This is a genomic window from Flavobacterium bomense (assembly GCF_003970355.1).
Genome location: NZ_RYDJ01000016.1, coordinates 56,498 through 69,883, shown reverse-complemented (window position 1 = coordinate 69,883; position 13,386 = coordinate 56,498). Strand labels below are relative to the sequence as shown.

The 13,386-nt window shown below is 36.9% G+C and carries 9 protein-coding genes; 4 read left to right on the top strand and 5 right to left on the bottom strand.

Going from position 1 to position 13,386, the window contains the following annotated elements:
• Positions 1–87: 87 nt before the first annotated feature.
• Positions 88–324, bottom strand: a complete 237-nt coding sequence (locus EKL98_RS12860) for a helix-turn-helix domain-containing protein (protein WP_126562813.1) — start codon at positions 322–324, stop codon at positions 88–90.
• Positions 325–1,380: 1,056 nt separating this feature from the next.
• On the opposite strand from EKL98_RS12860, the gene EKL98_RS12855 reads away from it, so the two are divergent.
• Genes EKL98_RS12855 through EKL98_RS18095 form a run of 4 tightly spaced genes read left to right on the top strand, consistent with a single transcriptional unit; the run spans position 1,381 to position 8,870 of the window.
• Positions 1,381–4,404, top strand: coding sequence for a SusC/RagA family TonB-linked outer membrane protein (locus EKL98_RS12855; RefSeq protein WP_126562812.1), 3,024 nt, complete (start codon positions 1,381–1,383; stop codon positions 4,402–4,404).
• A 15-nt stretch (positions 4,405–4,419) separates the two neighbouring features.
• A complete protein-coding gene (locus EKL98_RS12850; protein WP_126562811.1) occupies positions 4,420–5,781 on the top strand; it encodes a RagB/SusD family nutrient uptake outer membrane protein in 1,362 nt (453 codons plus the stop codon).
• Entirely contained in the window at positions 5,781–8,432 is a 2,652-nt protein-coding gene (locus EKL98_RS12845) for a S9 family peptidase (RefSeq protein WP_126562810.1), read from the top strand. Before EKL98_RS12850 ends, EKL98_RS12845 begins: the two co-directional genes overlap by 1 nt.
• A gap of 42 nt (positions 8,433–8,474) precedes the next feature.
• Entirely contained in the window at positions 8,475–8,870 is a 396-nt protein-coding gene (locus tag EKL98_RS18095) for a hypothetical protein (RefSeq protein WP_233589432.1), read from the top strand.
• Here EKL98_RS18095 and EKL98_RS12835 read toward each other — a convergent pair.
• The 4 genes from EKL98_RS12835 to EKL98_RS12820 all read right to left on the bottom strand — a co-directional run bounded on the left by EKL98_RS12835 (position 8,826) and on the right by EKL98_RS12820 (position 13,227).
• A complete protein-coding gene (locus EKL98_RS12835; RefSeq protein ID WP_126562808.1) occupies positions 8,826–10,379 on the bottom strand; it encodes a DoxX family protein in 1,554 nt (517 codons plus the stop codon). The genes EKL98_RS18095 and EKL98_RS12835 overlap by 45 nt on opposite strands.
• Positions 10,380–10,609: 230 nt before the next feature.
• On the bottom strand, positions 10,610–11,518 hold the full coding sequence (locus EKL98_RS12830; protein ID WP_126562807.1) for a helix-turn-helix domain-containing protein: 909 nt from the start codon (positions 11,516–11,518) through the stop codon (positions 10,610–10,612).
• 200 nt (positions 11,519–11,718) lie between these two features.
• On the bottom strand, positions 11,719–12,633 hold the full coding sequence (locus EKL98_RS12825; RefSeq protein ID WP_126562806.1) for a helix-turn-helix domain-containing protein: 915 nt from the start codon (positions 12,631–12,633) through the stop codon (positions 11,719–11,721).
• Positions 12,634–12,843: 210 nt separating this feature from the next.
• Positions 12,844–13,227, bottom strand: a complete 384-nt coding sequence (locus tag EKL98_RS12820; protein WP_126562805.1) for a DUF7793 family protein — start codon at positions 13,225–13,227, stop codon at positions 12,844–12,846.
• Positions 13,228–13,386 lie beyond the last annotated feature (159 nt).

Here is a 13,386-nt window from a genome sequence, read left to right as displayed (position 1 = left end):
TTTGACAACTATTAATCCCGAATTGACAAGTGTTCAGTATCGCTATAAAACAGAAAAAGATGCCTAGGCATCTTTCTAATAAATTATTTAAAGTGGTTTTTCTGGCCAAAAGTCTTTAGGAGAACAGTCTAAGGCTTTCGCAATTAAATTCAAATGAACTACATTGTATTTTGCTTTTTTTGATGGAGCTTCAACTTGAGAAATAAATGTAATGTTTTTACCGATTGATAATGACAGTTCCTCTTGTGTAACTTTTTTAGTTTCTCTAATTTCTCTTACTTTAGAGATAACATAACGTTCTATTTTATCTAATGATTCGTGCATAAGTAAAATGAACCAAAAATCAATTAATATGTTATGTACTATAGTACATATTTAAAATATATTTATATATTTGTAATTGGATTACATTGAAAAATGTAATTTTGCGATTCTTCATATAAAATATTTGAAGCATTCGCTTAGAATCTCGCGTTAGAAAACTGGTACTTTGATAGAAACGAGATGATAAGTAAGATGCTCACGTCCCATGGCGTGGGCTCACTTATTGTTTCCGGGTATACCAGTACCTCTAACGCAATAAGCTGAGTTCTGCGCCATTTTTTATTCTCTTGGTACATAACTCTCTTATATTCTTAGCACCGCTTCTTTATTTTCATAGTCTCGCAGCAGTTTAACACGCTAAAACCCGCATGCCTATGAGTAAAATAAAAACACACATTTAAAACAGCTTAAGCTAAACCTTAGCAGTGGTTTCAATCACTAAACCGCATAAAATCCCAGTTAAGAAAACGCCCTTTCCGTAACTGGCACAAGATTCCTATGCTCAACTAAAAACTAAGACTGAAAACTTAAAAAAAAAATGCCTATGACTAAATAAAGACACAACCCCAGACTTTATGACTTTCGACTTTAAGACTAAATAAAAGACACCTGCACCGAAAGGTCCTTTGAATAAAACACCTAGTTAATTTAATTTGAATTTGTTAATAAAAGGTGCAGGCTATTTAGCCGCAACAGCAACCCTTAACCCTTAACCCTTAACCCTTAACCCTTAACCCTTAACCCTTAACCAATAACTAAAAAAATACCTATGAAATACTACAAACAAATACAAATAGGAATAATTATACTTTTTATAGCAACGATGTGCCTGTGGATTTATGGTTGAGATAAAGGTTCTTTAGCCGTAACGTCAACTCACAACTCTTAACTAAAAAACACCTATGATATAGTAAAAAACACCATCCCTAAAGACTTTTAGACATTCGATTGGATGACTTTAAGACTAAACAAAAAAAGTCCCCTAACTCGCCGGCAAGCTAAACTAGAGGACCATAGCAAAACAAAACTCACATTTCATTTAACTAAACCAATATTATGAAAATTATTTCATTAAATAAAGGCTTGAGAGCACTTTGGTACCCGATTATTTTCGGGCTATACCTCTGCTGCCCCCCAGCTCAAGCAAACAACAGACTGAGGCAAAATCAGTCCCAATGGCAACAAAACCAAATAAGCGGTACCATCACTGATGGCACTAATCCTTTACCCGGAGTTACAATTGCCGTAAAAGGACAGCAAAAAATGGTCGTTTCTGATTTCGACGGGAAATTTACAATAACAGTGTCGTCCACAGACATTCTCATTTTTACTTATCTGGGGTTTAAAACAATTGCAGTTCCTGTTGAGGGTCGTACAGTAATCAATATCAAGATGCTGGAAGACGCAACAGCGCTGCAGGAAGTCCGTGTCAATGCAGGCTACTATTCCGTAAAGGAGAGCGAACGCACCGGAAGTATCGCAAAGATCACCTCAAAAGATATAGAGAAACAACCAGTTTCAAATGTACTTGCTGTCATGCAGGGGAGAATGGCCGGAGTTGCAATTGTGCAGGATAGTGGATCTCCCGGCGGCAATTTTCAGATAAAAATCAGGGGTATAAATAGCTTGAGAGCCGATGGGAATGATCCATTGTATATTATTGACGGTGTGCCGTTCTCATCAGAAACCATTGGCTTTAGCCAAACTTCGGGTACTACACCATCATTAACAAACCCGTTAAACAGTATTAACCCATCAGAGATAGAAAGTCTGGAAGTACTTAAGGATGCCGATGCTACAGCAATCTATGGCTCGCGTGGTGCTAACGGCGTCGTATTAATTACCACCAAAAAAGGAAAAGCGGGCAAGACTACTTTTTCGGCCAATGCATCAACAGCAGTTGGAAAAGTAACACGAATGCTTGACCTGATGAACACGGAACAATATCTTGCTATGCGCAGAAAGGCATTTACCAATGACGGATATACGGAATATCCTTCTTATGCCTATGATGTCAATGGTACATGGGATTCAAACCGGTACACAGACTGGCAAAAAGTCTTAATAGGCGGCACAGCGGAAATTAGTAATTTCCAAGCTTCGGTGTCTGGTGGAAATAGTTCAACACAATACCTTTTGAGTGGCAATTACAGAAAAGAAGGCACCGTCATCCCTGGTAACTTTGAATATGGCAAAGGATCTGTCCATTTTAGTATGAACCACGCAAGTGACGACCAGAAGTTTAAATTGTTGTTTTCTGCGGGTTATGATGCGCAAAAAAATAATCAACCGGGTGTCGATCTTACTGCCACGTCACGTTTATTAGCACCAAATGCTCCCGCACTATATACCCAAAACGGGGAACTTAACTGGGAAAACAGCACTTGGACCAATCCTCTTGCGGACTTAAAATCAGAATTTCTCTCGCGAATCAATAGTTTAAATGCTAATGCCGTACTATCTTACAATTTCCTGCCGGAATTGCAATTTAAAACCAACTTTGGGTTTACAGACCTTACCAATAATGAAAGTCGTACAAGGCCATCCACGATGTATGATCCCTCTTATGGAGTTGGAAGCCAATATTCGTCGCTGAACACTAATGCCACATCTCGCCAATCTTGGATTGCAGAACCGCAACTGAACTGGTATAAAACTATGGGAAAAAGTAAACTGGAAGCACTTGTGGGAAGCACTTTTCAAAGTCAGCGCACCGACCGCCTTTTTCAGTTTGGAGCCAACTTTTCCAGTAACAACCTCATCCATAACCTTGCCTCCGCATCTATAAGAACGGTATCGCGCAGCGATGAAACTATTTACAAATATCAAGCGTTTTTTGCGCGAGTAAATTATAACTGGGACAGCAGGTACATAATCAATATTACAGGCAGAAGGGATGGATCGAGTCGTTTTGGACCAGGAAGACAATTTGCCAACTTTGGCGCTGTGGGCGCTGCATGGTTATTTACTAATGAACCTCTCTTAAATGATAATACCGTACTAAGTTTTGGAAAACTACGGGCTAGTTATGGTATTACTGGCAACGACCAAATAGGAGATTACCAATTTTTAGACACCTATATTTCTTCGGGGAATATGTATCAGGGCACTATTGGATTACAACCTTCGCGGCTTTACAACCCTGCATTCGGATGGGAAACTAACAAAAAATTAGAGATTGCACTTGAGACAGGATTTTTAAAAGATCGTATATTTTTGACTGCCGCTTGGTACCGAAACCGTTCTTCCGACCAATTAGTGGGAATACCATTGCCAGCGACTACCGGTTTCAACTCACTTACAGCCAATCTGGGTGCGACGGTTCAGAACACTGGACTTGAGTTTACATTACGGACGGTAAATTTTCAAGACGCTGATTTTTCATGGACGACCAATCTCAATGTTTCTGCTAACAGGAATAAGCTTGTTGCATTTCCGGGGCTTGAAAGTTCAACATATGCAAATCGTTATGTAATTGGTGAGTCGATAAATATTTTTAGATTGTACCATTTTACAGGTATGAATCCCCAAACCGGTGTATATGAATTTGCGGACGCTAACGGTGACGGCCAGATTACATATGCAGATGACCGTAATGTGGTGGTAGATCTTACTCCAAAATACTTTGGCGGGTTCCAAAACCAATTGACCTATAAAAAACTTCAGCTTGATTTTCTATTTCAATTCGTAAAACAGAAAAATTTTAGTTACCGACCAGGGGTCCCGGGTGATTTTATCAACCAGCTTTCCAGCGTTTCCGACAGTTGGCAACAACCGGGTGACCAATCACCCAATCAAAGGTATACAACGGGAACAAATGGAGAGGTGGTTAATGCCTATTACCAATATAGTGATAGTGATGCTGCCATTGTTGATGCTTCCTATATTAGGCTGAAGAACATTTCTCTGACGTACGACCTGCCTTTGCAACTAGCTAAAGAGGTACGCTGCAAGTTATCTTTTCAAGCACAGAACCTTTTGACTTTCACTTCCTTTAATAATGGTGATCCAGAACTGGCATACTCCTCCTATTTGCCCCCACTTAAAGTGTATTCTGCTGGTATCCAAATAACCTTTTAACTTAAAAGTACAGACATGAAATCGATAACGACTTTTTTAATTATTTTTCTATCCTGCCTGACCGGATGCGATAGTTTTGTTGATGTAGATACTCCCGATTCACAGTTAACGGGAAATAGTGTTTTTGAAGACCGCAACACCGCAAACGCGGCAATGGCAGGTATTTATTCAAAACTCAGGGATAGTGGCGTGTTAAGCGGACAAACACTTGGCACGTCCTATACTTTGGGTTTATACGCTGATGAACTAACCTATTATAGTTCTGCCACTAATCCTGAATTTACCAATACTATGCTTGGATCGAGTCCAGTATCGGCCTCTGTGTGGAATGAAAGCTACAAGCAGATTTACGGTGCGAATGCCATTATAGAAGGAGTGCATAATGCCGTGTCTTTAGCTATAAATGATCGCAATCAGTTCAAGGGCGAGGCGCTATTTGTGCGTGCCTTGGTTCACTTTTATCTTACTAATATGTATGGCGATATTCCCTATGTAACTACTACCGATTATAATGTGAATAGGCTTGTTTCACGCACGCCCGTGGAAGAAGTTTACCAGCATATTATTAGTGACCTCAATGAAGCCATTGCTTTACTACCCGAAGAATATGTTAGTGCTGAACGTGTGCGGGCAAACAAAGCCACTGCACATGCTTTACTAGCCAGGGCTTATTTATATCACGGTGACTGGGCTGAAGCTTCAAATGAGGCCTCAGCAGTAATCAACAATCCCCTATATATTTGGGAAACGGATCTGGACAATATATTTTTGAAATCAAGCACTACTACTATCTGGCAATTTATGCCGAAACTGGAAGGCAATAATGCAGATGAAGGCTCCCTTTTTATTTTTCTAACTGGACCTCCACCTCTGATAGCGCTCACCGCTAATTTTGTAACTTCATTTGAGGCTGGTGACCAAAGGAAAGAACATTGGATAGTCAGCGTTACTAATGGTACCGAAAAATGGTTTCATTCCTATAAATATAAGCAAAATTCAAATACAGGATCTTCGTTGGAATATTCCGTAGTATTCAGGCTAGCGGAACAATATCTAATAAGGGCTGAAGCTCGTGCAATGCAGGGTGAGCTTATTACCGCAAAGGAGGATTTAAATAAAATTCGGCATTTGGCAGGATTGGGAGATACTGATGCTGCTACTGGTATAGAAATTGCAGCTGCAGTACTAACTGAGCGTCGCCATGAACTTTTCACAGAATATGGGCATCGCTTTTTTGATTTAAAAAGAACAAACAATCTTGACAGCGTGCTTTCCCTTTCTAAAATAGGCTGGGATCACAATGATATGTTTTGGCCTATTCCTAATAATGAATTGTTGGCCAATCCAAACCTCCATCCACAAAATCCAGGTTACTAATGTTATTTTTTAAAACCCATTTAAGATTCGTCTACGGTTCTATAGCCGTATTCGTTTTTGGGTTAGTTCCCTGTCCCCTAGCGGGACAGGTGCTACCCAAGATAGTGACTGCAGGCGATTACCACTTATGGAGCACGCTGCAATTAGAATCCATTTCAAACCAAGGCAACTGGATAAGTTATACTAGGATTTATAAGACCAAAAAAGATACACTGTTTATAAAGAATAGCACTAACAACTTGGAATATGTATTTCCGGGTAGTAACAACGGTCAATTTAGTAAGGAGGATACCTTTGGGTGTTTATCAAAAGACGGTCTGAACTTGATCAATCTTACCGATGGAAGCGGACGCATTATTCCGAATGTAATGCAATACGAATTCACATCCTCTGGTGTATTTCTGGTGACTTCTGAATCATCACCAAATAATCTTTTAAAAGTCAGTATATACAACAAAAATGGAATACTTAAGGAAAACATCAGTGATGTTGTTGATTATCGGTGGAATAGCCAAAAAACCAAAGTCCTTTACTGCACTTTGGTAAATGGTAAATATTCTGTTCGGCTTTTGAGTTTTAAACAGGATATTGAACAGGAGTTAATTTTAACCAATGTTGATTATCCCCTAAATAATCTTACCTGGAATAGAACCGGAACGGCAGTGGCTTTTTATGGTGTTCCAACCAATTCTAAAGATATAGGAGATATTCTATATACATACCAAATTCCGACACATCAGTTACATACCCTCAATACTGCTTCGCAAACTACTGCTATTAAAATTGATTCCAATCCACATCTACAATTGTCAATATCCGACGATGGAAGAAACGTTTTTTTTGGCATCTATAGCCCAACAGCAATAGATAAATCAGTATTTGATACAAATGTAGAAATCTGGCATGGAGACGATAAAAGATTATATACGCACCGAAAACAGCTTGCCTCACTTGACCACGTTCAGTTACTGGCGGTATGGTGGCCATATGTAAATAAAATTTTCCCTATTACTTCTAATGAGTTATCATGGGTCATGCTTTCTGGCAATCAGGATTACGCGATTACTGCCAATCCGCTGACTTATGAACCACAATATAAAAGGTTTGCCGACATGGACTATTACCTTAATGACTTAAAAACAGGAAAAAAGGGACTATTTCTTCAAAAACACAATGGTCAAAGTGGCTCTATAGCTACCTCACCTGATGGGAAATATATCACGTACTATCATGATACTAATTGGTGGGTTTACAATATAGCACAAGCAACCCATGTTAATGTTACTAAAGATCTACAGGGAGATTGGGACAATAGAAAGAAAGATCCTGGCGATGAGTTGCGTTTTTGGGGTAATGCTGGATGGACAACTGATCATAAATGGGTATTGTATTATGACTACAACGACATTTGGGCGATTACTCCCGATGGGAAATCCAAGCATAGGTTGACGAAAGGTAAGGAAAAAGGAATACAATTCAGATTTGCCGAATCGTCCGACAATGCAGAAATTAGAGTGAATTATTCCAGTTTGACATCAGCCAGTTATAATACTTTGGAAAAATTATTAATTCGGGCTGTTAACCTTAATGATGCCAGTTCAACATATTATTTACTGGACTTTAAAAAAGGGGAAAGACTTTTAACACCTACAAATGGAGCAATAAATAATTTACTAAAAGCACGGGAAAGCAATGTCTTTATTTACCAACAGCAAACGTATGATCAATCTCCCAGCATAAGGCATATGACATCCGAAACTGCAAAAGTGACCACCTTGGTTACAAGTAACATGCATCAGAAAAATTTCAAATGGGGTCACTCAGAAATGATTCATTTTAAAAATAAATATGGAAGTCCCTTGAATGGTGCATTGTTTTATCCTGCGGGATATAGTAAGGAGAAAAAATATCCCATGGTCGTTTATATTTACTCAACAGTATCGGGTGAACTCAATCACTACGTGAACCCATCTAATGAAAATGGCATAGGTTTCAACATCTCTAATTTTACCACGCAAGGGTATTTCGTGCTGCTGCCAGATATTGCATATGCCAGTGGTAATCCGGGAATTTCGGCAACTGATTGTATCAGTTCCGCGGTGAAGAAGGTAATTGGTATGAATGTAATTGATCCCTTAAAAATTGGATTGATAGGGCATTCTTTTGGAGGTTATGAAGCAAACTTTATCATATCGCAAACCAATATTTTTAAGGCCGCTGTCAGCGGTTCTGCAGTATCTGATATTGTAAGCCATTATTTGACAATTAATAGCAGCAATAAATTACCGGAGGCTTGGCGCTATGAAAATCAGCAATATAGAATGGCTAAATCATTCTATGAAGATCAAGAAGCGTATTACAGAAATTCTCCCATAGCTCAAGCTTTAAACATTCAAACTCCAATATTAACATGGGTTGGACTTAATGATACAAATGTACAAAGTAAACAAGGGATGGAATTTTACATTGCTTTGCGAAGGTTGCAAAAGAAAAATGTAATGCTTGCATATCCAGATGAGGGTCATATTCTTTCGAGTCAAAAGAACCAGATAGATTTAACCGTCCGTATCCAGGATTGGTTTGGATACTACCTAAAAGAGAAGCCAATGAAACCTTGGATGGCTGATACTAACACGGCTACACAAAAGTAAAAATTATGCAGTTTCCGAAATAGGGAAACTGCATAATTAATAATGAACTATTGGATTCTCCAAAGTTCAACCACGCAGGCATTTGATGCATCTTTTAGAAAGGCACGTTTTGCTGGGAATTCAATAGACATACAATTCAAATGTGTGTTGGTCTCTGAACAATTTGCAGTCACTGGCGCACAAGAAGTAGAAGATGGATTCTGTACAAATGCAGTGATAGGTGGTTTTTTACCATCAGCTTTTTTAGGCGCATTGGTGCTTACAGCCCCTGCGCTTGCGAGTGCAAATGCCACCACGGGCAACATTACTTTAATGAATGATTTCATGATAATAAAATTTAAAATTAAAAAAAAATACGATCTACTCTTTTACAGGTTTTCGATCTCACCCCTGCTACCGGCCGGTAATTTTATTTCCATTGATAAGATTTCTGTTTAATATATAGTGGTGTAAATAATTGCCAACCAACACATAGAGGTTGGAACCAATTATAGTAAAGTCATTCGCTCTTAATTTTTCAACGTTGTAGAGATAGATACTAGAAAGATAGATGCCCTTATTAACATCGTAAATATCTACTACAGTCGCTTTTTTCCACATGGCTCGACTTTCATATCGACCAATTAAGTTGGAGTTTATAAATAATAGGTTTCCAGAAATTGCACTTAAATTATTTACTACTTTAGGAGTGGAAGCAAACTTTCTTTCACCTGTACTTTTCATGAACGCTATTTTAATATTCGCGTGCGTAGTGGTGTCTATTGTCTTTCCACGATATAATAATTTTAGGGTATTGTCGGCAACTATGAATTGGTTGCGATAAAAATAGGTGTATACAAATTTTTTTGCCTCTTTATCATAATGCATGGTGCCGTCAGTGTCAAAAAAGCCATCAATCTGTTTTTCTAACAATGAGGTTGTTGGTTTAACAGTTAAACTATCCCTGAAGTTAAATGTCCCTAGAATATTGTCAAGCGTTATTTGGTGGCGAGCTCGAAATGCAATAGTAGACGAATCGATTATTACGGCTTTGGAAAAATAGAAAGAGTTGTTGTCCATTATAATTGACGCTTTCCAGTCTGAAATATTTCCCTTAAAAATTACTGGTACAGTTCCATCGGTTACATAAAAATAGGGTGGTGCAATCCTGACCTGTACGGAGCGAAAGGGGAAGTCTTCACGTTCTAATTGAATTTTATAATGTTGTGTCTGACGTAAGAGGGAATCATATTCTAAAATGTGTAATGGGGCGAGATTATCCCCTATAAAAATTTTGCTATTCTCTGACCCTGCAAAATATAACGAAGAACTTTTTACATCCTTCTCTTCCATTTTGATAGAAGCACCCTGAATGAATCTGCGAATAAACGGATTTTCATTATGCATCAGATTATCAGAAGAAATGTAAAGACCCGTAATAAATGTAAAACAGAGGAAAGTCATTACTCCCAAAAGTATTGTACCTCTCTTAGTATCTAATGCGTATTTAGATTTTATTTTATTTCCGCTACTTCCATTTTCATTTTTAATATTAATAATGCTTAAAATTGCAATAACTGCGATAACAACAAAACAAATGTTAAAAATTAAATGTTCGTTCCAATCCATATTTTCCAAAATACCCCCGCAGGAACAAGGAACATAGGAACTATAATTGGTTATAATAATTATATAAGCTGTAAATAGAACCATTAAGCAAAACGATGAAAACAATCCGATTAAACGAACTCGGGGTATTGACAATAATACTGAAATGATAATTTCTATTAGTATCACTGAGTATGAGATAAATCCTGTATAAGCGCTAAGTAAAGGCGATTGACCAAGTTGCGCCTGAAAGTTGTCGAAACCCATTAATTTGCTAACGGCAGCATATACAAACAATAGTATATAAAGCAGGCAAACCGTTTCAATAATAATAGTTTTTATATGTTGACTTGATTTCATTTCGTAAGGTCTTTGATATTAGTTATGTAAAATTCCAAAAACAGCATAACATAAGTGTTATCAAATCAGGATAAAAGCTTATCAAATCAGGATTATTTTAAATTCCTACGAGTTTGAAGTATCCCACATAAAAATTTCTAAATACCATTAACGGCAATATAAAATGTAGTTTTCAAAATTCCCCTCCTTTGGAAGGGTGCGCGAAGGGCGGGGTGGTTTTTAATCCAAAGCTATCGCCTAGCCATCTTAGTAGGAGAATAACCAAATTTAATTTTGAAAGCCCTTGAAAAATTAGGATAGGTGGAAAACCCTGCCATGATAGCAATGGTTTTTAATGGTATTTTGGTCTCCTTTATCAGTAATTGAGACCGCTTAAGCCTTTCATTATTATAAAATTGCTGAATGGTTATTTTAAACAATTGCCTAAAACCATTTTTTAATTTGTATTCATTAGTGCCAAAAACCTGGGAGAGTTCTTTTAAAGTTGGCATCGTGGAATCTATATTTGCCAATATATAATCATAAACAGCTTGTGTGGATTTTACATCCAAATAATTATGAATTTTCTGTTCGTCGGCAGTAATTACCTCCCTCAGTAAGGATTCCTTTCCCATTAAGTCATCTATAACAACGGAAAATGAACTAATAATAATATCTGTCCTTTGCCAAAGGCTTGAAATGCTGCAATAGACTGGAATAAGTAATTTATCAAGAGTAAAGAACTCCAGCGGTACAGTAATTTGATAGGTTTCATTCTGCGCAATTTCGTCCTTTACAGTTTTCCATATAAGTGCTGATTTTTTTGTAAGGATTTCTGCAAAGTCTTTTCCTAAAAGATCGTCGGACTCAAATCCCAAAAGTTTAGGAACATCAGCACTAAAATCTTTTATCGCAAAATTAGAATCTAAGATGTAGTTGCTTTGAACGACATATCGGTAACTATAATGTGGATTGACATAACCTCCATGAAAAATAGATTCCTGCATTTCTTCAGCTACCCAATTCACGAGAACGGTCAATCCTTCCAGTTCATCATCATTTCCGGTTCTGGGAATACGGTAAGCAAAATTTCCTGCCGCCATCTCCAGAAGCATTTGCGCAATATTTTTTATTCGTTGTTGATTGATTTCCTGATCCATAGCGTCATAATTAAAAAATTTATTTCTAAACTAAAACTTCCAATACTTTTATAAAAGAAAATGCAATAATAAAAAATCAAGCAGGGTTAAACTTATCAATTCAGGATTAAAACTTATCAATTCGGGATTTTTTTTACATGCTTCTAAAAAGTGATACAGAAAAAATAGCATAATGGAAGAACTAGTAGATAACAGAAAACTCACACCTCAGGCACAATCCTCATAATATCCTTTGGTGCATAACCAAAATGTTTTTTAAAACTCTTTGAAAAATTGGGATAGGTAGAAAATCCACCCATATGTGCTATACTTTTTAAAGGAATTCTTGTTTGCTTAATTAAAAGATGGGCTCTTTTCATCCGTTCACTAGTATAAAATTGGTAGATACTAGTCTTAAATAAATGTTTAAATCCAGATTTCAATTTGTAATCATTGGATCCAAAAATTCGGGAGAGTTCTTTTGAAGAAGGTAATGGAGAATTCAAATTATTCAAAATATAATCATATACCTGTTGTATCAATTGCACATCAGAATAGCTACCAGGCCCAACAAATAAATTAGCACTTTCCGGGGAAACTACAGTTTTTATAGGTTCAGAAAAGACGGTAGTGACAGAACTAATTAGTACACTCGTACTGTGCATCAATCGAGAAATGGTACATAAACAAGGCACAAGTAATTGCTCTTGGGTAATATAAACAAGTGGCGTAGTACCATTGTAGGTGGTATCATGAAGTAATGCTGCTGCAATAGAATTCCATACCACTAAGGATTCCTTCGAAAGCAAATTAGGAAAAGGGGTAGCATAGAGCTTGTCAGGTATAAACCCAAATATTGCGGGAACAGTTGAATTATAACTTCGGATAATAAAATCTTCATCCAAGATAAAAGTGGTTTGGACAAGATTGCTATAGGTATAATGCGGATTGATAAAACCGGAATGAAAAACAGATTCCTTCATTTCTTCAGCAACCATGTTAATCAGTACAACTAAGGCTTCTAGTTCATCATCCTTTTCGGATCGTTGAATCCGATTTGTAAAATTACCTCCCGCCATTTCAAGAAGCATTTGATACATCTTTTGAATGCGTTGTTGATTGATTTCTTGTTGCATAATTGAGACACTAACTAAAATAATTTTAAAAAGTAAACTGTATTGTTTATCCACTTATTAATTAAATAAACAACTAAAGATCAAGTATTAACGGAGGCGAATTCCCTTCTTAAGAGAGGTTAGGGGTGTGTTTTTCTTTAAAATGTAAATATTCCATTTTATTATGCTACTCTAAAGAATTCACAGTTGCTGATAAGTAATTAATTCAAATTATTTATAGGTTTCCAAAAAAGCTAAGGCGGATGAATCATCCGTAAAAATCTTTGTGGGAACACTTGGTTTACATATTTTAAGATAAAAAGAGGTCATAATTAGGGAAACACTCTGATTGGTAACAATGCTAACAGCTTTTGCCAAAACGGAACCGGATTGGGCTAAATAATCTCTGGCAGCTTTGTCCGAATCTACAACACCCCTAATGTCGCATAATACAGGATAAGATTTCTCCTTTTGCATTTGTATTCGATCGGCTACAATTCGATGGGCTATGGTCAAATCAATAACAACATTAGGTCTGTATTCAAAAAAAAGAATACCATCCATAATCCAGAATTGGGCATACTCATTCTCATAGTAATTAGTTGTGAGTTTCATAGTATTTTTTATAAAATAGTACTTTTTACATAAAAAAAAACGATAAAAGTATTACATAAATCATCAAAATAAAACAATTATCAAAAAATAAAATGAAAATTGTCAAATCGGGAGTATCAGTTATCATATTGGGATTTTTGCATAATTGGATACAAGACT